Consider the following 23255-nt stretch of genomic DNA (forward strand, 5'->3'; position numbering starts at 1 on the left):
CTTTATTCTTTCACCTTTTCTAAGAAAGTATTATTGATTGTACCTGTCCGATGAATTTCCAAGTCTACTTTCAGATTCACCGTTAAGTTAGAAAATTCCTCATCCCAATTTTCTTTCAACTGTTTCCATGCTTTCGGGTTTGATCGGTGGATGACTTCACCAAATCCAAAGATGTCAGCTTGATATTGTTTTTGAATCGATTCTATTGCCTCTTCCCCTATTTTTTCTCCTTGTTCTTCAAAACTTTTTTCAAGCTCAGCAATTGTTTTCAAATCTTTTAGCTGGATTTTGCATGATACCGACCCTACATTGCCATCCAATTTAACATGGATATCAATTTTAGGTTTTCCGTTGCTTACATTCCCTTTAATCTTAGCTTTGGACTTCATTATTTCTATTGTCACTTTTCCATCATCAGCTGCAGGGCAAGGTACCGTTCTTACCGTTGTTTTTACGGTATTTGAAATGTAATTATACGTAACCGCTTCTCCTTCATTTAGCCAACCTATCAATTTATCCCCTTTAAACACGGCCAAATTATCATAGCGTAATATTGCAGCAGGTTTAATCGTTTCTACATTTTGCTTACTTGCTCCTATGTTAGGTTCACCTATCAATTCAATCCCCGTAATTGCAGCTTCCTTCCCATCGCTTATAAAATCTGCTATAACCTCATCTAAATTAATACTCTTTGTACCTGCCCAAGCTTGCTCTGACACACTCAGACTTTTAAACATATCATTAGCTGGAATACTTTCGACTGTTGTTGTTATATTTAGTATTTCAGCTGCGGAAGTTTCTTTCGCAATGGCGACATAGAAATCTGGTCGAATTTCATAATCCCTAGAAAATACGTCCAAAGCTTCACTTATTCCCTCTTGTGCAATTTCTTCACCAAATATAAGCATTCGTAAATGACTAGGGTAAATTTTTCTTGGCGATTCCTTAGTCATTTTTCGAAATGCTTCATAAACCGTTTCACCTTTCACAGTATAAAGGGTCACTTGCGAACCTCCTGTGCCTCCCTTTACCGACATTTCTGAAGGTACGACTACTTGAGCAGATACTTGGTATTCATCATCTGCTTTATCGATACCCACTGCAACTGCTATGGCGAGTTGATCTAATTCTCGCCGATCCCAACACCCCGAAAGAAATAAGCTGAAAAACAGGAGACCAAACACATACCTTTTCATTTCATATTCCCCTCATCCTTTTCATTTTCTGGTGGTGCTGGTTTAACTAAAGCTTCCTCCTGTTGCTTCACTGGATTTTTTTGCCCAATTAGACGAGGTCGATTCGTCATTTTCCATATAGGTGAAACAATAAGCGTATCCTTTTGGCTAGTGACATTGAATGGAGCGATTGGAGCCATATAAGGAATACCAAAAGAACGTAAACTACATAAGTGCAAAATAAAGACAATTAAACCTACTACAATTCCAAACATCCCAAATACAGCGGCTAAAGCCATGAATACAAAGCGTATCATCCTCACTGAAATCGCCATCTCATAAGAAGGTGGAACAAAACTCGTTATGGCTGTTATCGATACAACAATAACCATCATAGCTGAGATTAATCCTGCCTCCACTGCTGCTGTACCTATAACAAACGCCCCAACAATTGACATCGCTGAACCTATAGAACGTGGCATGCGGATACCGGCTTCCCGCAAAATTTCAAAGGTGATTTCCATGATAAGCGCTTCAACAAATGCAGGAAATGGAACACCCTCCCTCTGTGCCGCTAGACTCATGAGAAGCGAGGGCGGCAGCATGGATTGATGAAAGGTTGTAATTGCAATAAATACTGCTGGTGCAAGCAAAGAAATGCTAAACGCCACAAAGCGAAGGGAACGAATAAGACTTCCAATAATTGAACGTTGATTGTAATCCTCAGGCGATTGGAAAAACTGAATAAATAAAGCTGGTACGAGTAACACAAAAGGAGTCCCATCTACGACAATCGCTATGCGTCCTTCTAGTAATGCAGCCGCTACTACATCTGGACGCTCTGTATTAAAAACGGTTGGAAACGGAGAATACGCAGATTCTTGAATAAATTCCTCAATATTTCCACTATCAAGAATCCCATCAATGTTTATTCGATCTAAACGCAAATGAACTTCTTCTACGATTTTGTCATTGGCAATGTCCTAAATATAAACAATGGCAACATTCGTTTTCGTACGCACTCCAATTTCCTTAGACTCTATCCTAAGATTCGAATCCTTAATTCTTCTACGAATGAGGGCTGTATTCACACGCACATTTTCGTTAAACCCTTCTTGCGGTCCTCTTACTACTGTTTGGGCCGTCGGTTCACTTACCCCACGCTCGACCCAATGTCTATTCGAAATCACTAATACTTGAGCATATCCGTCAATCAAAAAAATGGTATCTCCTGATAATAGGCTTGTTAAAATAATCTCAAGATTTGTGATTTCTTTTATTTCTCCTACTGTCATCGCAACATCTTTTAATATGCTAACAAGACTTTGCCCAGGAGATGCTTTTTCCTGTAAATCTATTTCGTTCAGGTCTATCATAAGCGTTTCTAAAATAAATTTTTGTAAGGAAGCAGTATCAGTTAAGCCATCTGTATATAAAATAGCTACTTTGATATTTCCTTGCTTTCCAATTCGAATTTCACGAGTAATAATATCAGAGCTATTTCCAAGGGCATTTTTAATTGTTTCTATATTTTGCTGAAGAGACGCTTTTAATTTTATGATTGCTTTTTGATTAGGCTCCTCTTTAGGACTCGTTTTAGGAGGTTGAGGATTTGCTGTTTTTTTATTTTTACTTTAAAAAAACCACATATTTCCTCACTTTCTTTCTCACTATATTTTTCGATTAACCGTATCTGTAATTAATCGTTCATCACGAAATTCTATTATTTAGTGTTACTTACTTTTTCTTGTTTATACTTTGATTTTTCGTAATTTAACATTGAAAATATGGGCGTATTTTTCCATTGGCAACACAAATAGCCATCGCCCCATAGAATCTTATGGGTGATGGCTATTTAGGTAATATTGTTAATCATTTGCGCCCCTGTAAGAGCTTACAGTAAGTATATTAATTTTCTCGTGGATTTTCCGGACCTTGTAAATCCAGCTGATAAAACACTAAATCTAGCCAGCGATTAAATTTATAGCCGGCATTTCGGATTGTACCACTATACGTAAAGCCTAGTTTTTCGTGAATAACAATGCTTGCTTCATTTTCTTTATCAATCCCGGCAACCATCGTTTTCACTTCATGCACCGTTGCATGATTAATTAGTACATGCATTAATTTTGTCGCAATGCCCTTTTTGTAATGATTTTTGTGTACATAGACAGAATGCTCCACTGTATATTGATACGCAGGATAAGCGCGGAAGCTACCATATGTTGCATAGCCTGCTACTTCACCATCCACCTCAAATACAAATAATGGCTCACCTTTCGCTTGCTTTTGCTCAAACCACTCGAGGCGTTGTTCGAATGTCTGCTCCTTATACATATAAATGGCTGTTGAATGTAAAATATTATCGTTAAAAATCTCTAAAATTGTCGGTACATCTTCTTTGGTTGCGCTTCGAATCATTGGTAAACCCTCCCCTTGAATTTAGAAAACCGCCCTATTTGAAAATAGGACGGCTCATTACTCACCTGCACCCTGCGTCATTGCATCGGGCTTAATTTACAGTAGTGTTTGAACACTTACGTAAAAGTAGTTATACATTAAAGTATCGTGCATCTGGATGGGCAAACACAATTGCCGACACACTTGCTTCTGGTTCCATCATAAAGCCTTCAGTTAATTGTACACCTATTTGCTCTGGCTTTAATACAGCAAATAATTTTTCTTGGTCTTCTAAATTCGGACATGCAGGATAGCCGAAGCTGAAGCGCTGCCCTTGATACTTCGCTGCAAAACGGTCGCGCATCGTGAAGTCCGTTGCATCTGGGAAGCCCCACTGATCGCGGATTTCTTGGTGAATACGTTCCGCAAAGCCTTCTGCAAGTTCCAGTGCCGTTGCTTGTAGAGCATGGCTTTCTAAAAACTTACCCGCTTTTTTTAATTCATTCGCTTTTTTACTTACACCTTTACCCGCTGTCACAACCATGAGTGCGATATAATCCATTTCTCCGCTTGCAACCGGCTTTAAATAATCGGCTAAGCATAGGAATGGTGCCGTTTGCTGACGCGGGAATGTGAAGCGCTGAATTTCTGTCTTCGCATCTTCCGGGCTGTATACAACAACATCATCACCATCTGATTGCGCTGGGTAAAATTGATACATACCTGAAGCACTTAATTCCCCACTATTTAAATAACCATTTACTAAGTCATTTAACAAAATCGCGCGTTCGTCTTGATCAGCCAATAACTGCTCTAAATTCCCTTTTAGACCTAAGTGATGACCGATCAATGTACGCAAATTCACATAGGGCTGTAAGTGTGCAACGGAATAATCACGTTTAATATGTGGTACTAAATCTTTTGGTACAAATACATTCGCATCACCAACTGTACGCACAGGCTTTTCCGCAACCACTACTGCGGGACGTGCCGCGCGTTTTGCATCCGCTTCTAATCGTTGTTCACGCGATGCACTTAATTCCGCTATTAAACTTTCTCGCTCGTCTTCGTTCATTAAACGATTGGCCTGCTCTAAGCCTTGCATCGCATCTTTCGAATAAATAACCGGTCCATCATATTGCTCGGCAATTTTTGTTTCTGTAAAGCGACGTGATAATGCAGCGCCACCCACTAAAATCGGCACATCAATACCCGCTTCCTTAAAGTCTTGCGCGGTAATGACCATTTGCTGAGCTGATTTTACAAGTAAACCAGATAACCCAACAAAGTCCGGTTTTTCTTTGCGGATAGCTTCAATTAGCTGTGCTGGTGTTACTTTAATTCCCAAATCCACAACACGGTAGCCGTTATTACTTAAAATAATATCGACTAAGTTTTTACCGATGTCATGTACATCCCCCTTAACGGTTGCAAGCACCATCGTTCCTTTACTTGCAGATGTATCGCCTTTTTCCATGAACTGCTCTAAATGCGCAACAGCCGCTTTCATGACACCCGCACTTTGAAGTACTTCGGCTACAATTAATTGATTGGCGTTAAATAAACGACCAACTTCCGCCATCCCCTCCATTAAAGGTCCATTAATAATATCTAAAGGCGTATCAAAAATTTGACGCGCCGCATCTAAATCTTCAATTAGCCCTTCTTTTGTACCTTCTAAAATATAGTACGCAAGTCGTTCCTCTACTGTTGCTGGTAATTCCTTCACAACCGCATCTTTCTTTTTATCACGATAAAAGTCGGTAAATACGGCAAGTGTTTCATCATTCGTATTGAAAATTAAATCATTTGCTAATTTAATTTCCTCCTCTGGAATCGATGCATAACGCTCTAATTTTTCCGTATTGACAATCGCATAATCTAAGCCCGCTTGTGTACAGTGATATAAATACACCGCATTTAACACTTCACGCCCAACTGGTGGTAAGCCGAATGATACATTACTTACACCAAGCACCGTTAAGCAGCCTGGTAAGTTTTCTTTAATTAAGCGAATGCCCTCAATTGTTTCTTCCGCCGCTCCAATATATTGTTCATCCCCTGTACCAACTGGGAACATTAATGGGTCGAAAATAATATCCTCTGGTGACATGCCCCATTTTTCCGTTAATAGTTTAAATGAACGCTGTGCCACTTCCAATTTTTTCTCGCGTGTTACAGCCATCCCAACTTCATCGATTGTTCCCACAACAAGCGCTGCACCATATTTTTTGACAAGTGGCATCACTGCATCAAAGCGTTCTTCGCCATCTTCTAGGTTGATTGAGTTAATGATGGCCTTCCCTTGTGAAAACTTCAATGCCTCTTCCATTACCTTCTCGTCCGTTGAGTCAATGACAAGTGGCACTTTGACCTTCTTCACTACTTCCTGCATGAAGTTTTTCATATCCTCAACTTCATCGCGGTCAGGATTAGCTAAGCAAATATCAATAACATGTGCACCGTTTTTCACTTGCGCACGGGCAATTTCGGCTGCTTCCTCAAATTTTCCATCAATAATCAAGTTTTTAAATTTACGTGAACCAATTACGTTTGTACGCTCTCCAATAAACAATGGACGCATCGATTCATCGTATTGCAATGGCTCAATTCCTGAAACGACATGACCATGTGTTGTTTCTTTTGGCTTGCGCGGTGCATAACTTGCTACAGCCTCTCGAATGGCAGCAATATGCGCTGGTGTTGTCCCACAGCAGCCCCCTACAATATTTAACCAGCCTTTTTCAGCAAAACCTTGTAGCTTTTTCGATAATGAATCCGGCGTTTCATGATAGCAGCCTTCTTCATCAGGAAGCCCCGCATTCGGATAACAACTAATATAGCCATTTGAAAGCTCTGCTAATGAACGAATATGATCCGTCATAAATTCTGGGCCTGTCGCACAGTTTAATCCAACCGATAATGGCTTAATATGCTCGATTGAAATGTAAAATGCTTCAATGGATTGACCAGCTAATGTTGTTCCCATCGGCTCAATTGTTCCGGAAATCATCACGGGAAGCTCTTTCCCTAATTCAGTAAATGCACGATGAATGGCAATTGTACCAGCCTTTACATTTAGCATATCTTGTGATGTTTCAAGTAGTAATAAATCCGAGCCGGCCTCAATTAATGTTTTGGCCTGTATATAAAAGTTTTCTTCTAATTCTTCAAATGTAATACCACCTGTTACGGATAAGGTTTTTGTTGTTGGGCCAATCGCACCTGCAACAAAACGAGGCCATTCTGGTGTTGAATACTCACGTGCTGCCTCTACTGCTAGTTCTACAGCTCGTGTATTAATTTCAACAGCCTTATGCCCTAAGTCATATTCATTCAATACAAGCGGTGTCGCACCAAATGTATTCGTACAAATAATATCTGCACCAGCTTCTAAATACGCACGATGAATTTTCCCTAACACATCAGGACGTGTGATGACTAGGTTTTCGTTACAGCCATCTAAATCCTCGCCACCGAAATCTTCGTATGTTAAATTTTCAGCCTGTAGCATCGTCCCCATGGCACCATCGATGATTAATATTCTTTTTTGTAATTGCTCATGAATTGGATGTTTCGACATTTGTTTTTTCTCCTTTGCGTTTCGCGTCGTACTGTTTGACGTAATCCATTAAATGCAGCGTCATATCGTAGCGTAAAAACGGTGTAATTAAATAAATTCCATTGAAATACTGACAGGCTGTATCAAGTAGCTCTTCTGCGATTGCTAAGCCCTCTTTCGTTGCAGCTTCTTTATCATCGCCACATGCTGCCATACGTGCGAGTACATCGTCTGATAGTTTAATTCCTGGCACCTCATGATGTAAAAACTCGGCACTACGAGACGAGGTAAGTGGCATAATCCCAATATAAATCGGTGTTTCTAAATGCTTTGTTGCCTCGTAGATTTCGATGATTTTTTCTTTTGTGTAAACCGGCTGTGAGATGAAATAATCCGCACCGTGCTCAATTTTCTTCTCTAAGCGCTGTACCGCTCGATCTAATACACGGACATTGGGGTTAAATGCTGCCGCTACAGAGAAGTTCGACTGTTTACGTAAAGTTTTCCCGGTAAATGACATCCCTTTATTTAATTGTTTAATAAGTGAAATTAGCTCCATTGATGACACATCATACACGCTTGTTGCTCCTGGGAAATCGCCTACCTTTGTCGGGTCACCTGTTACAACGAGAATATCGTGCAGTTCAAGTGCGTCCAGCCCCATTAAGTGCGACTGTAGACCAATTAAATTACGGTCACGACAAGTTAAATGCGGTAATGAACGAATGCCCTGTTCCTTTAAGATAGCCGCCATTGCAATATTACTAATGCGTGGAGAAGCCAAGGAATTATCAGCCATCATGACAACATCTGCACCCGCATCTGCTAATTGTTTTGCGCCTTCGACAAAGCCATCAATTTCTAAATGACGTGGTGTGTCTAGCTCCACAATTACGGAACGCTCACGCTTTACTTTTTCGTGCAGCGGCTCGAATTTTCGCGGTTCTGCAACACGTACAAATTCTGTCCATCCTGGCATTTTCTTCTTTTCCTCTAATGGCGCCAGCTGTGCTAAGCGCTTTTTAGCAGCCGCAATATGCTTTGGTGTTGTCCCACAGCAGCCTCCGATTAAACGTACCCCTTGATTGACTAACTCTACTGCGGCACGCGCAAAATAATCGGTTTCGGATTCATAGACAATGCGCCCGTCCTCCACATCTAATAGTGAGGCATTGGGATAAGCCGAAAGATAAGCCTTTTCCGGTAAATTTACACGTTCAAATGCTTGAATCGTATGGAAAGGGCCAAGGCGACAGTTACTACCAACGATGTCTGCACCCAATCTTTCAAGGTCATGCAATGCTTCATTTAACGACATACCATTTTTCAAGATCCCCGCCTCTTGCATCGTTACCTGGGCAATAATCGGTAAATCCGTTAAAGAACGTAGCAAATGAACACTATGTGATAACTCTTCAAAATCATAGTAGGTTTCTAATAAAAAGCCGTCTGGTTCACCCGCTAATAACACTTCAACCTGTTCTTGAAAAGCGGCTAAAATTTCTTCTAATGTTGCGTCGCTTTTGCGAATGCCACGAATCCCGCCAATTGTCGCAAGCACATATTGTCCACCTGGTGCTGCCGCGCGCTTGGCAATCGCTAATGCCGCTTCGTTAAATTCCTGCACACGTCCCTCATAGCCATAGCGAGCTAGTTTAATGGCATTGGCACCATATGTATTCGTCTGAATAATGTCTGCACCAGCGGCAATGTATTCCCCATGAATTTTTTCAATAATTTCAGGACGGGCAATATTCATTTCCTCATGACAATAATCCAGTCCATATGAATATAATAATGTCCCAATTGCCCCATCCGCCGTTAATACCTTCGTCTTTAAATCTTGTAATAAACCCATCGCCATCACTCCATCATTCACAGTATTTTCAGTTTATTAGCTATACGAAAAAGCCTTCTTTTCATATAAAAAGAAGGCTTCTATCTTAAAGAATTTAGTTTCCTTCTCATCTTCTGGCATGCGCCAACTGGATTTAGCACCTGACATATTGTTGGTTGCTGAAGCTTCATCGGGCCAGTTCCCTCTACTTCTCTTGATAAGAAATTTTATGAATTTTTCAAATAATTAAGTGAATCATACCGTTATCGCACACGCTCGTCAACCCTTTATGCAAATAAAGTGAAACTTCAAACATTGGAAGCGCTTCATCTTGACGAATTGGCTGTTGTTCTAATTATTAGATGATTTTCGATAAGATTTGATCGGCTGTTTTTTTACCATTTTGGATACATGCCCCAATACCTACACCAAAATATGAACAGCCAGCTAGTAACACATTCGGATAGCGCTGTGCTAACTCCCTTACAACAACACCTAATGCTTCATTATGTGCCAAATCATAGCGTGGCATTTTGTCGATCCATTTAGTCACCTTCACAACTGTCGGCTCTGCTTCAATCCCAAGACTTAACTTGATGTCTTCCAGTGCCACTTGTGTCAGCTCTTCATCCGTCATCGCCGCTAATTGCTCGTAGCGTGGGTTAATGTTCTTATAGAAAAGACGGACAAGTAAATTGCCTTCTGCAGATGTATGCTTCCATTTACGGCTTGTCCATGTAGAAGCATTGCACACTAAATCGGAATGGTGTGAGACGATAAAGCCGGTACCATCTGCTGGCAGGACGCTATCTGCCACATCAAAGCCCACATACATCGTTAATGCAGAAGCATTGGTGAATTTTTCAAGTTGCTCATCGATGACCGGATCTTGTAAAACCGCTCGAACTGTTTGGTTAGGTGTTGCAAGAACAACAACATCCGCTGCAATTGTTTCATGATCCAGCACGACATCATATTTTTCACCGCGCTTATGAACGGCTTGTATTGCTGTATTCTTCTTGAACTCTACGGTTGTCAGCGTTTGCTCTAAGCGATCAATCAACGCAGATAAACCGGTTTTAAAGGAAATAAATTTTTTATTGGCCGCTTTATCAAATTGCTCCCGATTTGCTTCAAAGCCTTTTATAATCGAACCATACTCATTTTTATAATCGACTAAATACGGCAATGTTGAATTCAAGCTAAGCTGATATAAATCGCCCGAATAGACACCTGCTAATACTGGGGCAATTTGCTTGCGTACAATTTCTTCTCCTAAAAAGTACTCTAAAAATTGGCCAATGGAGCTTTCTTTTGTGAAATTTTTATTCGGAAGCTGCAAATCTTCTAGCGCTCTTTGCTTGCCCTCTTCTGAAATTAACGTACTTGCCATTAAAGACTCCACACTCATCGGAATGCCAAATGTCGAGCCCGCTGGAATCGCATGCAGCTCGTTATTCGTATGAATGTATGAAATACCCGTCTCGTTGTACACAAGCTCTTGTTCAAATTCTAATTCCTTTACGAGCTCTAGCACTCCCGGATGACGCGCCACGATGGAATCCGCACCCGTTTCCATAATGAAGCCACCTTCATGTTCTGAATGAATTTTTCCTCCTAAATAGTTATTTCTTTCAACTACTACTAATCGTGCTTCAACATTTTGTTCGACCATTAGTTTACTCAAATAATGCATCGTTGTTAAGCCTGTAATTCCGCCGCCTACCACTACTATTGTTTTCATCATTTAATCGCTCCTATACATTCGCACTCTTCCTCTTGTGTTAAGTATAAGCTTTTCCAACGAAAAATTGGACTGACGGATATTACAAATTTGTATATAAAGAACAAAAGTGCTAAAGCGCCCTTCCAACTCCGAGTGAGCAAAACGCCAAGTCCATGTGGCATGCTCCCAATGACTCACATCGTGTGAACCTCAGGCATTGTAGGGCCCGACGCAAAAGTAAACGCTCCACCACTTTTGCAGGAGGGTTCGAAATGACCGAGGAGTTGGCGCTTTAGCCTAGACGTAAAGTAAATCCTTACGAAAATGTTATACACAATGCGAATATCTATATTTTCCTTAACAAAAGCAAAAGCGCATGCTAAATGATTCCTTTAACATGCGCTAATGATTAATCTTTTAAGGACTGCGAAACATTGGCTAATGCATCGGCTGCGTAAGTTACTTCATCAAACGCACTGCCTAGTTCTAAAATAACCTCGCCAATTTGCTCCGATTCTTGTTCTACTAAATGGTTTTGCGCCTTTGCTGCCTGCACAGATTCTACAATGGCATTAAACTGTATTTCTGTATCATGCATACTTTCTTCGCCATTACTGACCGCTGCTTTAATTTCTTTTAGTGATTCTTGAAGCTTGGTTGTGCGAATATGTGTATTACGCAGTAACGCTGCCACATTCGTTGCAGATTCCTTCGTTTGCTCTGAAAGCTTGCGTACCTCTCCTGATACTACTGCAAAGCCTTTCCCAGCTTCTCCAGCACGTGCCGCTTCAATCGCCGCATTTAATGCTAATAAATTCGTTTGGTTGGCAACATCTGATACGATGCTCATGGTAGATTCCATTTCTTTTGAGATTTCTGCCATCTTGTCCATTTCCTCGGAAATGATTTCCACTGAATGTTGAATTGCCTTCATACTAACGGCTTGCTGCTGAATTTGAGTCTTTCCTTGATGCGCCTGCTCAGTTGTCATTTCAGAATAGTTTATCGCTTTTTTTACATATGCAACCATCACTTCTGATTGGCTAGTCAATTGATGGAAGGACGCATTTGTTTGCTCTGAAATTGCGGCTAAGTTCGCTGAGGATCCGATAATCGCATTGCTCACTTCCCGCTTTTCTTGCCCTAATTTCTCCTTCAAAACATCAATCACAAGCTCATATTCCTCAAGAACAACCTGTTGCTCAAAATTTAGTATTTTTGACATCGCTGCGATCGTATGGTAGCGCTGGCTATCCTGTTTAATATGCCGTTGTACAAGGCTTATAAAATCTGTGAGTATACTTTGAAACGCACCGATATACCATTTCGTTTTCAGCCCGATATGAACATGCACACGAGCAATTTTTTTCCGTTTTTCGAAATATTCCGAGTCGATGACACCATCAAACATTTCACTAATATGACGCTTTAATGTTACTTTCAAGCGTTCCACTGAGCTATGATCATTAATAATTGTCACTAAGCTCTGTTCCATACCTAAATTTTTGTAAAATGTATCGACAATCGAGTCGATATTTTCATCTACATGCGGTTTAAAAATCTTTAAGTATTTTAAATCTTCTACTGTTAAATTTAACATTTGCAGTTGCTTTTTTATTTCTGAATTTTCTTCAACCTCTAACTTCACTTGTACTTGTCCCAAATCTACTGCTTGTGCTTCGTATTTTTCCCTCTTAAAAAACATCCGCGACCTCGCCTTTTCCTTTTATAACAAAGAGTTAGCTATCGTTTTGATGATTTCTCCCCCCCAAAACAATAGCTAACCTCTTTGCTCTTACATCTATAATTCATCTCTATCATTCACTGAATGCTATAAAATTTTCTCCATTTAATCATTACATTATAATGAAACCGTTAATTTTTTGAAATACTATCTTATCATTTCCTTAATATTTTATGCTTTCGCACTAGATAATGAACAAAAACATAGTTATTTCTAAGTATTATGAACAAAGAATCGCACTAAGTTGTTAAAGCAATCTGTAACTAAAGAGCCAGAATGACGGGTGGAAAAATACGGAATATGTATTCGTATCAAAAAAAGCCTGTCACACTCTTTGGCGACAAGCTTCTCCTATGAACTATTGGATTCGTTTTGATAAAGCATTCATTTCCGCCTCAATAGCAGCTGAACGCTTTTCGAAATAGCGAATACGTTCCTCACTCCGATTCTCTAAATGTTGCTGAGGATCTAGCATATTGATCGCATCATTTACGAACAATTTTAACGTACGGATGCCCGATTCAATCTTTCGGACCTCTTTTCCATAAACAAGTGCGGTATTATCTGTCGTTTTGCCCTTTTTCATTTGAAAAATATTTGTATTAATTAGTTGATCAATCGTATAATAACGTTTCGTTTGTTTCTCACTCATAATTTGAATTTTTTGATTGTATTTAATGACATCGTTACTATCTAGTCCCGTCTGACTAAAGCCCTTTAAGTATTCCACAATCGTACATAATGTTGTTAAATTTTCTCGTTGCTCTGCCAACACTTGGTGTAAACTGCGAATTGTGCTCTCATCCTGATGAGAAGAGAATTGCGGAATTGTAGTCATAAACATGAAAATTTCCCTCCCTAACAAAGTCTTTATACTACTATAGTTCCTAAATTTTTACGAAATGAAACCTAAAATCTGCTCACTCTTACATCGTCTAGCAAAGGCCGTAACATTATAGCCATAATGTCATTCCTCTGCCTGTTGGAGAAGCATTAATCTTTGCTGCCATGTAGAAAGTTGTTCGTCGTTTGTACGCTCGTAAACATCGATCAATTTCTTTGTTGCCTCGATATCTCCAGCAAGACTGGCTTGTTTGTAATAATGAATTGCTTTTGCTATCATCCCAAATTCGTGCTCATAGAGATAGCCTAGATTGAACAACGCATCCATATGAAATTGCTCCGCTGCTTGTTCAAAAAATGAAATCGCACGCGCTACGTTTGGTTGCTGCCCAAGCTCCCCTTCAAGATACACCATTCCCATCCGATACAAGCCCTCTACATCACCACCATTTGCAGATTGCTCGTAATAATGGTATGCCTGTTGCTCATCTACCACGACACCTAAGCCTTGCTCATACATCATCCCCAGCGTAAACATTGCTTCGACAACATCCTGTTCAGCCGCCTTGACAAACCACTGTAAAGCTAGTGGTTCATTTAGCACCGTTCCCTCACCGTTCAAATACATATCTGCTAAATTATTCATTGCATCTGGATGTCCTAGCTGTGCGGCCTGTTCATACAATCTATATGCATGCGTTTCATCTTCTATTTCAAAATAGATATTACCAAGCTCATACATCGCCTCCACATCCTCCAATGCGACAGCCTTTTGTAACCATAAGCTCGCCTCTTCAAAATGCTGATGTGCTTTATATAATAATGCAATCGCCAGTATAGATTGCACATTACCTTTTTCAGATAATGCATAATGCTCCAGCCATTGCACCTTATCTATATTATATTTGCTGAGCCAAGCATTAAATTGTTGCTTTGTTTGCACGCTATCACTCTTCTCTTTGCTTAAAATAATCGACTAAATATTGCTTGAATTCTGCAGCAGCTGGTGGCAAATACCGATTTTTTGCCCATGAAACGCCTACCGAACGATAACAAGGCGGATCTACCTTTAGCCGCTTCACTTTGTAATGATCCAGCCCTTTAATATTCGGAATCAGTGAAATACCCATACCCGCGCCAACAAAACCCGCCACCGTATGCATTTCTTCTGCTGCAAAAGCAGTTTTCAGTTCGATTCCTGCATCTAAAAATAATTCATCAACTAATTGTCGCAACGAATTTCCCTTTTTAATGGCGATGAATGTTTCATTTTGTACATCCTCTAGCTTCACTTCCGTTTGTTTGGTTAACGGATGCGTCGTTGGAACAATTACAAATAATTCTTCCATAAATAGTTCCTCGGTTTCAATATCAATTACTTTTGATTCAATCTTTTGTGAAAGACATAAATCGATGGCCCCTTCCTCTAGCCGTTTCATCAAATTAAGTGAGGTCGCCTGTGTTAAAGAAAATTGCATGTTTGGAAATTGCTTTGTCGTTGCCGCAATAAGCTCTGGCACTACTTCCATACCTAATGTATGAATAAAGCCAAATGATACTTCCCCTGAACCAGGCTTAATAATATCTTCAAATTCCTCTCGAATGCGCTCGTATTCCTCTAAAATAATTTCCACACTTTTTAAAAATAGCTCGCCAAAACGATTTAAATAAATAGAGCGCCCTTCACGATTAAATAGTGGCACACCTAACTGTTGCTCGATACTAGCAATTGACTTACTTAACGCCGGTTGGGAAATTGCTAAAACCTCTGCAGCCCGCGTCATATGTTGCATTGTAGCAACGGTTCTGAAATATTGAAGCTGTTCAATCTCCATTTTTTATACCTCACATCATTCATAACTTTTTCGAATCAATATAATAAGAATAATAAATTGTACTTATGGTTTATTAGCTTTATAATAAGCGTTAGCAAACGGAATTCATATCAAAAAAGTTTTTATTTATCAATAGTTTTTTTCAAAATCTACAAAATTGACATATTTCACTACACAAAGGAGCCGAGAAGACAATGAAACTCATCGCGCCCAAACCTTTTACAATCGAATCAGGAAAACGGGCTGTTCTTTTATTACACGGTTTTACTGGAAACACAAATGATGTAAAACGTTTAGGAAAATATTTAGCTGATCGTAACTACACGGTGCATGCGCCTTTATATAAAGGTCATGGCGCTGGTCCAGATTTATTAATTCAATCCAACCCCACTGAATGGTGGAATAGTGTTATTGAAGGCTACGATGACTTAAAAAATCGTGGCTATGATGAAATTGCTGTAGCCGGAGTTTCCCTTGGCGGTATTTTCTCACTAAAGCTTGGTGAAGAACGCCCAACAAAAGCGATTGTTACAATGTCTGCTCCTGCCATGTCAAAATCAACAGATAGCTTACAAAATCGTATCGTCGATTATGCCATTAACTATAAAAAATTATCTGGTACATACGACGAAGCGATTGATAGCCGTACCAAAATTGCGGAGCTTATGAAAATGCCTTCGTTAAATTATTTGCAAAATATGATTAACGAAACGAGCGAAAAACTAAATGTCATTCAAACACCGGTTCACATTTTACGTGGACTTGAGGATGATGAATATTACTGCGAAAGTGCTGACTTAATATACAGTTCTGTTAACTCTCGCATCAAGTCTGTCAAAACGTTCATTAACTCTGGTCATATTTTAACATTAGGTAAAGAGCGTGAGTTAGTTTTTGAAGAAATTTATCGTTTCTTTGAAGGATTAAAGTGGCAAAATTGAGGTAATACTAACATTGTGTCCCCTTGCAAAAATCCCCGTTTTTGCAATGATATAAAACGAGCGGTAAATGGATCCCCGTCCACTTACCGCTCATTTTTTTATTGCTCTGACATTGCTAATACTAGAATTTTTGCTAATTGAGCTCGTGTTAAGTTGTCCTTTGGTGAGAACGTTGTTGCACTTGTCCCATCTACTACACCAATATCATATAAAAATGTAATCGCTACTTGCGTTTCACGATCAAAATTGGCAATATCCTTAAATGGTGCAATTGTTTCTGGAACGTACTCTTCCCCGACAAAACCATTTGATAAGCGCAGTAAAATTAACGCTAGTTGCGCACGTGTAATTTGCCCTTTCGGGTTAAAGATACCGCCATTTTCTAGAATTAACCCAGCCTCATAAGCTGCGGCGATTTCATTTTGTGTATCTTGTGGATACTGGCTAATATCTTTGAATGGCGCCGCCTTCGTAGCCTCTAATTCAAATGCTCTCACAATGACTGATATCGCTTGCGCACGTGTCACCTTCACATCAGGCTTAAATGTACCATCTTCATTGCCCTTCATCATACCATAATAGTAGGCTACATCAATATATTCCTTAGCCCAATGGTTTTGAATGTCCGTAAATGGTGCCTCGTCAATTACGATATCCGTAAACTCGTTCTCTAAATCAGCTAAAATCGCTGCGAAATAGTCCTCCATCATGATCATTCCGACTGCATCATAGCCCGCTTCGGTTAAATGGATATTGTTCGGATTCGTTAAAAATGTTTGTGTATTTTCCGCAATTAATGCGGATACATCTGAAAAAATACCTTCGTTTGCTTCTACTACCGTTTTCATCGAATTATTGATTGTTGTAACAAGCGCTTTTAATTGCTCTTGCATTGTTGCATCTTGTAAGTATGGATATGGATTGTATAAGCCCATCACAACAATATCTACATCTGGATTCAATGCGTAAATGCTATCAAATATTTTCTTATAGTTTGCTGAAACTTGTTGGATCGCTTGGAGCACACCCGCAGCATCATATGAAAAGTCGCCTGCTTCCGTACGCTTCACATTTTTTAATATATCATTAGCTCCTACACTTAATGTGATTAAATCTGCTTCTTTGATTGCCTCATGAATCGTTACTGTTTGTTGTGATTGACCATCTAAATTAAAAATAGGCTTTGATACATTGTTTTCAATATCATTTAATACATTGACCGTTGTATAGCCTGGATAAGCAAAACCTTTATTATATTGGATTGGCTCTTCTTGAATACCGAAATATTGTGCGATAAAATCAGCATAACCAAGACCCATTTCACCTTTTTCATTCATTCCAGCTGCAAGAGAATCCCCCAAAGCTAAATAATTGAATGCCTCGCTTGATTGTTCAGCAGATGCTGATAAAGATACAGGTAATACAAGTTGTAATACTAAAATAAATGCTGCCAATATGCTAAACTTCTTCATCCATAACCCCCATATAAAAATGACTTGTTCATATTATAAAGTAAGCAACAATAAAAAATCAAAATAATATTAATTTTGGTTATTATTGGTTTAATACTTTTTTATTTATAAATGATAATATTCAAATCATTCTCTACAAATCACTGCCCTATAATAACGCTAATAAGTAGGATAGTCATACCGATTCTTTTAATAAATAAGCCTTACTATTTAAATTAGATATCTGTAGTGATTGGGAGGTTGATGGTACGAATTTTAAATCAATGAATGCAAAAATTTGGTTTGGCCTAAAAAATTCATCCACTAAACTCTACTAGCTGTTTCTAAATTTCGGTAAAATATAATAAATAACAAAGCTCATAATGGCAATCATAATTGCAATGAATGCTATTTTCGCTATATTCAATACACTACCTCGATATTCATAGGGTGATTCATAAACAGCCTTTATATAGGATCCTTTTTCATGCTCAACCGCAATGGCCTCGGTTACCACTATTCCCTCAATCGCGTAATAAGCTGTTCCTTTTGGATACATATTCGAGAAATTCCCTCCGAATTGCTCCATATCTGAATAGCTTGTTACGTTCCCAATTTTCTTTTCTACATTCGTCACGACCTCATCTGTAACGACATAAATTGAATCACTCCACACAACAAAAGGAAATGCCCATGTCGTAGCATACGCCAACTGTGCCATGAGAAAAAGCCAGCAACATACAATTCCACTTAACAGTATCCCTTTTTTCATGTAAATCCCTCCAACACCTCTTTATTCATTAGACTAAATAGTTTGGAAAAGGTTACAAAAACACCTCGAAACCAAAAATGATTCGAGGTGTTTCAAAGTATCTTATATTTTAAAAGTTAAGAAGGATTACATCATTCCTGGCATACCCATGCCGCCCATGTCTGGCATACCTGCGCCGCCGCCTGCTTCTGGGATGTCTGCAACTACAGCTTCAGTTGTTAGGAATAATGAAGCTACAGATGCAGCGTTTTGTAATGCTGAGCGCGTTACTTTCGCTGGGTCTACTACACCTTCTTCGATCATGTTTACCCACTGGCCTGTTGCCGCGTTGAAACCAATACCGATTTCTTCACGTTTTAAACGATCAACAATAATAGAGCCTTCAAGACCAGCGTTTTCAGAAATTTGACGAACTGGCTCTTCTAAAGCACGTAAGATGATGCGTACGCCTGTTGCTACGTCGCCTTCTACTGTATCTAATACTTTCGCTACGGCACCGTATACGTTAAGAAGTGCTGTACCACCACCTGATACAATGCCTTCTTCCACTGCTGCACGTGTCGAGTTTAAAGCATCTTCAATACGTAATTTGCGCTCTTTTAATTCAGTTTCTGTTGCTGCACCTACTTTAATGACTGCAACACCGCCAGCTAATTTCGCTAAGCGCTCTTGTAATTTTTCTTTGTCGAATTCAGAAGTTGTTTCTGCAAGCTGTGCACGGATTTGGTTGACACGTCCTGCTACTGCATCTGCGCTACCAGCACCTTCCACGATTGTTGTGTTGTCTTTAGAAACAATTACTTTCGCCGCGCGACCTAAAGAAGTAAGGTCTGCTGATTTTAGATCTAATCCAAGGTCTTGTGTAATGACTTGACCACCTGTTAGAATCGCGATATCTTCTAGCATTGCTTTACGACGGTCACCAAAGCCAGGTGCCTTCACTGCTACAGCGTTAAATGTACCGCGCAGCTTGTTCACTACAAGTGTTGCTAATGCTTCACCTTCCACATCCTCCGCAATAATTAAAATCGGACGGCCTTGTTGAACAACTTGCTCTAATACTGGTAAAATTTCTTGAATGTTTGCGATTTTTTTATCCGTAATTAATACGTATGGGTTATCAAGCACGGCTTCCATTTTATCTGTGTCACTTACCATATAGTGTGATAAATAACCACGGTCAAATTGCATACCTTCTACTACGTCTAATTCTGTTGTGAAGCCTTTAGACTCTTCGATCGTAATAACGCCGTCGTTTCCTACCTTTTCCATCGCATCCGCAATGTATTGACCGATTTCTTCGTCAGCTGATGAAATCGCCGCTACTTGTGCGATAGACTCCTTGTTTTCTACAGGGCGAGAAATCGCTTGTAACTCTGTTAATGCTGCTGCTACTGCTTTATCCATCCCTTTACGGATACCTACAGGGTTTGCACCAGCTGTTACGTTTTTAAGCCCTTCACGAATCATTGCTTGTGCTAGTACTGTTGCTGTTGTTGTACCGTCACCCGCGATTTCGTTTGTTTTCGAAGCCACTTCTGCTACTAATTTAGCTCCCATGTTTTCGTATGGGTTTTCTAATTCAATTTCTTTCGCGATCGATACGCCGTCATTTGTAATAAGTGGTGAACCGAATTTTTTTTCTAATACAACGTTACGCCCTTTTGGACCTAATGTTACCTTTACAGCGTTAGCTAATTTATCAACACCTGCTGCCATTAATGAACGCGCTTCTTCTGAGAATTTAATATCTTTTGCCATAATACATATCCTCCTAATTGTTCAATCTATTTTTTACAATGTATTTTTAAGTTCATGTGCAGCTAGTAGAAACCTATGTATAAAAACTAGCTGCAAGTTTAAAAGTTTTTTTAATTAACCAACGATAGCTAGTACATCACTCTCGCGTAAAATTAAATATTCTACGCCGTCATACTTCACTTCGGTACCTGAGAATTTTGAGAAGATAATTTCGTCGCCAACTTTTACGTCAAGCTCTAGACGAGTGCCGTTGTCAAGAACACGACCTGTACCGATAGCAACAACTTTGCCAGTTTGCGGCTTTTCTTTTGCAGAGTCAGGTAATACGATACCAAACGCGGTTTTTTCTTCTACTTCTACAAGTTCGATAATAATGCGATCTCCTAATGGTCTTAACAATTGAAACAACCTCCTAAATATTTGTTCTTGTTAGCACTCTTAACCTTAGAGTGCTAACGTAGTTCTTAGTTTAATAAATTCACTATTTTTTTGCAAGTATGTACGCTAAAAAATTTTGTTTTATTCTGAAATTCCTCTACAATGTATTAGAACTGTACTCTATAGAAAGAAGGTTGAAGCTGTGACCAATGTTTCCTCACCTAAGTTTAAAACACAAAAAACTGCATTTTATGTGTTGTTAACTTATATCATTTGTCAATTATCTGTATTTTTACTTATATTCATCCCTGGATTAAAAGATTCCTTACTCGCACTATTTACGGGTACACCAGATGAACAATTAATCAAGCTTTCTGGCTGGTGGAGCACGATATCCTTTGCGATTGCCTTTATCGTTTCCTTCCTACTCATTTCACGCAATAATAACTTTTGGAATGTGTTCAGTGGGGAGAAAATGCCCCTAGGAAAAGCCATTGGTTGGGGCGTTATCGGATTCTTCCTCGTATTTTTAGGGCAAACGATTGGCGCCTACATCGAGCTTGCATTAGGTATTGATATGGGCTCGGAAAATACCGAAGCCATTATGGATGTCACTAAGGTAGCCCCGGTCATGATCATTGCTACTGTATTTTTAGGTCCTGTCTTAGAGGAGCTCGTTTTCCGTCGTGTCATTTTTGGGTCAATCATTCAACACTATAATTTCTGGATTGCCGGTATTATTAGTGCCATTGTTTTCGCTGCTATTCATATGGACTTTACGCATATTATCTTATATACAATTTGCGGTTTAATTTTTGCCTTTTTATATCACAAAACAAAGCGCCTCATTACACCAATTATCGCGCATATTTTACTAAATGGTTTCGTGACATTTGTACAAATGAATGCCGATAAATTTCAGGTATAGCAATTGCCATATGAAAAGCCCTAGGAATTATATATATTTCTAGGGCTTTATTTTATACAACAAAAAAACGCTACCAACTGACGATAGCGTTGAAAACTACTGATTCATTTGTTCGATTTGTTTACGCTGTTGCTCTAGCAATTCTTCTACTTGCAACTCTCGTTCACGCTCTTCCTCCTGCAAAACACGCGCTGCTTCAGCCTTCTCATATTTTCGATAGCCTATACGAGATATGACAATACTTACCTCATATAAAATAAAAAGCGGAATGGCTATAATAATATTCGACACCAAATCAGGCGGTGCTAGTAAGACCGAAATAACAATTAATACAAAATAGGCATATTTGCGGAATTTAACCATTAATTTTGGATTAATGATTCCTAATCGCGCCACAAATAGTGTAACAACAGGCAACTGAAATAGAATGCCAAATGGGACGACTAGCTTTAGTAAAAATGAAAAGAATGCATTAATGCCAATAGTTTGCTGAATATTCAAATCATTGGATAAGTCATTCATAAAACGTATAACAAACGGGAATAAAACAAAATAGGCAAAGGCCATACCACCAATTCCAAGAATAAAGGCATATGGTATGTACTTTAATGTTGCTTTACGCTCTGTATCATGTAGCCCTGGAGTAATAAACGCCCAAAGCTGATAAAGCAGAATCGGCGAGACAATAACAGCCGCAATTATAAACGTCATTTGTAAATAGACCGTTAGCGGATCGACTGGACTAAATGCGTTCATTGTAAAACTTTCAGCTAAATCGCTTCGTTGAATATATCGAATAATTGGTTTTGCTGTATAAAAGCCTACGAATAGAGCCGCAACAAAGAAAATCGCCACAAAAAATAGGCGTTTTCTTAGCTCCTCCATATGCTCAACAACAGTAAATTCTTGTGGATTCATAGCAAGACATCCTTAGTTTACTTTACATCTGTTTTTTCGTTATCTTTATGTTCGATGACTGTTTTTTTTGCTTTATAATCATCATCGTCATCATCTGTTAACCCTTTTGTTGCACTGCGAAACTCACGTAAAGTTGTTCCCATGGCGCGACCTAAAGATGGTAATTTTTTTGGACCAAAAATTAATAAGGCAATAAGACCAATGATAATTAGGCTTACAGGTGTAATCGCATTTAAATGTATAACGACTTCCACTTTAGCCACCTCCTCTATTATTATGTACATTTTACAGTACTTAATGACATTTGGCTATTTATAGTAATGTGAACAATTTGTTACTAATCGGCATTTCTTACTAAATAGATTAATGCCTGCAACTCCACTGATAAGTCAATGTTCATTACCTTTAACGTCTCGGGTACAGAAAGTCGGACAGGCGTGAAATTTAATATCCCCTTTGCATTCATGCGTACTAAACGGTCCGTCATCATTTGCGCTGAGCGTGATGGCACTGTTAAAATAGCTAGCTCTGCCCCAAACTCCTCGTACATTTCCTCTAAACGGTCCGGATGGAATACCGGAATGTCACTTATCGTCGTCCCTTCGTATGGTGCTTTGGAGTCAAAGGCCACCACAATACGAGTATTATGATTTTTTTGGAAATTGTATTTTAATAAACCATTCCCTAAGTTTCCGACCCCGATTAAAGCAACATTCATCGCTTCATCCTGATCTAAGGTTTGGCGGAAAAATTCAAGTAAATAGTTGACATCATAGCCATAGCCCTTCTTACCGAGTGCCCCAAAATAAGAAAAGTCACGACGAATTGTGGCCGAATCTATTTTCATTGCATCACTTAATTCCTGTGAGGAAATACGCTTTTTACCTTCATTTGCGAAGTTTTTTAAAAATCGATAATACAGAGGAAGTCTTTTCGTTGTTGCTTGTGGAATTTTTGTTTCTGGTTTCACACGTTCTCCTCCTA

The 23255-nt window shown here is 39.2% G+C and carries 18 protein-coding genes, 1 pseudogene and 1 riboswitch; of the genes and pseudogenes, 2 read left to right on the forward strand and 17 right to left on the reverse strand.

The window, feature by feature from the left end; genetic code table 11:
• Positions 1-2: 2 nt before the first annotated feature.
• The 10 genes and pseudogenes from MKX47_RS17755 to MKX47_RS17800 all read right to left on the reverse strand — a co-directional run bounded on the left by MKX47_RS17755 (position 3) and on the right by MKX47_RS17800 (position 15122).
• On the reverse strand, positions 3-1196 hold the full coding sequence (locus MKX47_RS17755) for a Ger(x)C family spore germination protein (protein ID WP_340776851.1): 1194 nt from the start codon (positions 1194-1196) through the stop codon (positions 3-5).
• Positions 1193-2737 (reverse strand): annotated as a pseudogene (locus MKX47_RS17760) (spore germination protein). Before MKX47_RS17760 ends, MKX47_RS17755 begins: the two are co-directional and overlap by 4 nt.
• 346 nt (positions 2738-3083) lie before the next feature.
• Entirely contained in the window at positions 3084-3596 is a 513-nt protein-coding gene (locus tag MKX47_RS17765; protein WP_340776853.1) for a GNAT family N-acetyltransferase, read from the reverse strand.
• Positions 3597-3726: 130 nt separating this feature from the next.
• The gene (gene metH, locus MKX47_RS17770) at positions 3727-7158 is read right to left on the reverse strand and encodes a methionine synthase (protein ID WP_340776855.1); all 3432 of its coding nucleotides are present in this window, start codon (positions 7156-7158) and stop codon (positions 3727-3729) included.
• Positions 7136-8995 (reverse strand): bifunctional homocysteine S-methyltransferase/methylenetetrahydrofolate reductase, encoded by a 1860-nt coding sequence (locus MKX47_RS17775; RefSeq protein WP_340776858.1) that lies wholly within the window; start codon positions 8993-8995, stop codon positions 7136-7138. Before MKX47_RS17775 ends, metH begins: the two co-directional genes overlap by 23 nt.
• A 103-nt stretch (positions 8996-9098) precedes the next feature.
• Positions 9099-9198, reverse strand: a riboswitch (SAM riboswitch).
• A gap of 134 nt (positions 9199-9332) precedes the next feature.
• Positions 9333-10718 carry a protoporphyrinogen oxidase gene (gene hemG, locus MKX47_RS17780; RefSeq protein ID WP_340777874.1) on the reverse strand — a complete coding sequence of 462 codons (1386 nt, stop codon included), beginning with the start codon at positions 10716-10718 and terminating at the stop codon, positions 9333-9335.
• Between the two features lie 391 nt (positions 10719-11109).
• A complete protein-coding gene (locus MKX47_RS17785) occupies positions 11110-12405 on the reverse strand; it encodes a globin-coupled sensor protein (RefSeq protein ID WP_340776859.1) in 1296 nt (431 codons plus the stop codon).
• Between the two features lie 397 nt (positions 12406-12802).
• A complete protein-coding gene (locus tag MKX47_RS17790) occupies positions 12803-13288 on the reverse strand; it encodes a chemotaxis protein (protein WP_340776861.1) in 486 nt (161 codons plus the stop codon).
• Positions 13289-13411: 123 nt separating this feature from the next.
• Positions 13412-14230, reverse strand: a complete 819-nt coding sequence (locus MKX47_RS17795; protein ID WP_340776863.1) for a tetratricopeptide repeat protein — start codon at positions 14228-14230, stop codon at positions 13412-13414.
• A 4-nt stretch (positions 14231-14234) separates the two neighbouring features.
• On the reverse strand, positions 14235-15122 hold the full coding sequence (locus MKX47_RS17800) for a LysR family transcriptional regulator (protein ID WP_340776865.1): 888 nt from the start codon (positions 15120-15122) through the stop codon (positions 14235-14237).
• A 194-nt stretch (positions 15123-15316) separates the two neighbouring features.
• Here MKX47_RS17800 and MKX47_RS17805 point away from each other — a divergent pair, with 194 nt between their 5' ends.
• Positions 15317-16063 (forward strand): alpha/beta hydrolase, encoded by a 747-nt coding sequence (locus tag MKX47_RS17805; protein WP_340776866.1) that lies wholly within the window; start codon positions 15317-15319, stop codon positions 16061-16063.
• 98 nt (positions 16064-16161) lie between these two features.
• Here the strand turns inward: MKX47_RS17805 and MKX47_RS17810 are convergent, their stop codons facing one another.
• The 4 genes from MKX47_RS17810 to groES form a co-directional block, all read right to left on the reverse strand.
• Entirely contained in the window at positions 16162-17535 is a 1374-nt protein-coding gene (locus MKX47_RS17810) for an S-layer homology domain-containing protein (RefSeq protein ID WP_340776870.1), read from the reverse strand.
• A gap of 313 nt (positions 17536-17848) precedes the next feature.
• Positions 17849-18286 carry a hypothetical protein gene (locus MKX47_RS17815; RefSeq protein WP_340776872.1) on the reverse strand — a complete coding sequence of 146 codons (438 nt, stop codon included), beginning with the start codon at positions 18284-18286 and terminating at the stop codon, positions 17849-17851.
• A gap of 126 nt (positions 18287-18412) precedes the next feature.
• The gene (groL, locus tag MKX47_RS17820; RefSeq protein ID WP_340776874.1) at positions 18413-20047 is read right to left on the reverse strand and encodes a chaperonin GroEL; all 1635 of its coding nucleotides are present in this window, start codon (positions 20045-20047) and stop codon (positions 18413-18415) included.
• Positions 20048-20161: 114 nt separating this feature from the next.
• A complete protein-coding gene (gene groES, locus MKX47_RS17825) occupies positions 20162-20446 on the reverse strand; it encodes a co-chaperone GroES (RefSeq protein WP_340776876.1) in 285 nt (94 codons plus the stop codon).
• Positions 20447-20627: 181 nt separating this feature from the next.
• On the opposite strand from groES, the gene MKX47_RS17830 reads away from it, so the two are divergent.
• Positions 20628-21353, forward strand: a complete 726-nt coding sequence (locus MKX47_RS17830) for a CPBP family intramembrane glutamic endopeptidase (RefSeq protein ID WP_340776878.1) — start codon at positions 20628-20630, stop codon at positions 21351-21353.
• A 96-nt stretch (positions 21354-21449) separates the two neighbouring features.
• Here MKX47_RS17830 and tatC read toward each other — a convergent pair whose 3' ends face one another.
• The 3 genes from tatC to MKX47_RS17845 form a co-directional block, all read right to left on the reverse strand.
• Positions 21450-22271: a twin-arginine translocase subunit TatC gene (gene tatC / locus MKX47_RS17835; protein ID WP_340776881.1), complete on the reverse strand. Its 822-nt coding sequence runs from the start codon at positions 22269-22271 to the stop codon at positions 21450-21452.
• Between the two features lie 17 nt (positions 22272-22288).
• A complete protein-coding gene (tatA, locus tag MKX47_RS17840; RefSeq protein ID WP_340776883.1) occupies positions 22289-22525 on the reverse strand; it encodes a twin-arginine translocase TatA/TatE family subunit in 237 nt (78 codons plus the stop codon).
• Between the two features lie 83 nt (positions 22526-22608).
• The gene (locus MKX47_RS17845; protein ID WP_340776885.1) at positions 22609-23241 is read right to left on the reverse strand and encodes a redox-sensing transcriptional repressor Rex; all 633 of its coding nucleotides are present in this window, start codon (positions 23239-23241) and stop codon (positions 22609-22611) included.
• Between the last annotated feature and the right edge of the window lie 14 nt (positions 23242-23255).

Origin of the sequence: Solibacillus sp. FSL R7-0668 (genome assembly GCF_038006205.1) — a bacterium.
Lineage (GTDB): Bacteria > Bacillota > Bacilli > Bacillales_A > Planococcaceae > Solibacillus.

Bases quoted from the DNA above. Each gene is read 5' to 3' on its own strand.
- MKX47_RS17805 (WP_340776866.1), top strand. From the start codon at position 15,317: ATGAAACTCATCGCGCCCAAACCTTTTACAATCGAATCAGGAAAACGG.
- MKX47_RS17815 (WP_340776872.1), bottom strand. From the start codon at position 18,286: ATGAAAAAAGGGATACTGTTAAGTGGAATTGTATGTTGCTGGCTTTTT.
- groL (WP_340776874.1), bottom strand. From the start codon at position 20,047: ATGGCAAAAGATATTAAATTCTCAGAAGAAGCGCGTTCATTAATGGCA.
- MKX47_RS17775 (WP_340776858.1), bottom strand. From the start codon at position 8,995: ATGGGTTTATTACAAGATTTAAAGACGAAGGTATTAACGGCGGATGGG.
- MKX47_RS17765 (WP_340776853.1), bottom strand. From the start codon at position 3,596: ATGATTCGAAGCGCAACCAAAGAAGATGTACCGACAATTTTAGAGATT.
- metH (WP_340776855.1), bottom strand. From the start codon at position 7,158: ATGTCGAAACATCCAATTCATGAGCAATTACAAAAAAGAATATTAATC.
- MKX47_RS17785 (WP_340776859.1), bottom strand. From the start codon at position 12,405: ATGTTTTTTAAGAGGGAAAAATACGAAGCACAAGCAGTAGATTTGGGA.
- MKX47_RS17800 (WP_340776865.1), bottom strand. From the start codon at position 15,122: ATGGAGATTGAACAGCTTCAATATTTCAGAACCGTTGCTACAATGCAA.
- MKX47_RS17755 (WP_340776851.1), bottom strand. From the start codon at position 1,196: ATGAAAAGGTATGTGTTTGGTCTCCTGTTTTTCAGCTTATTTCTTTCG.
- MKX47_RS17790 (WP_340776861.1), bottom strand. From the start codon at position 13,288: ATGTTTATGACTACAATTCCGCAATTCTCTTCTCATCAGGATGAGAGC.
- hemG (WP_340777874.1), bottom strand. From the start codon at position 10,718: ATGAAAACAATAGTAGTGGTAGGCGGCGGAATTACAGGCTTAACAACG.
- MKX47_RS17810 (WP_340776870.1), bottom strand. From the start codon at position 17,535: ATGAAGAAGTTTAGCATATTGGCAGCATTTATTTTAGTATTACAACTT.
- tatC (WP_340776881.1), bottom strand. From the start codon at position 22,271: ATGAATCCACAAGAATTTACTGTTGTTGAGCATATGGAGGAGCTAAGA.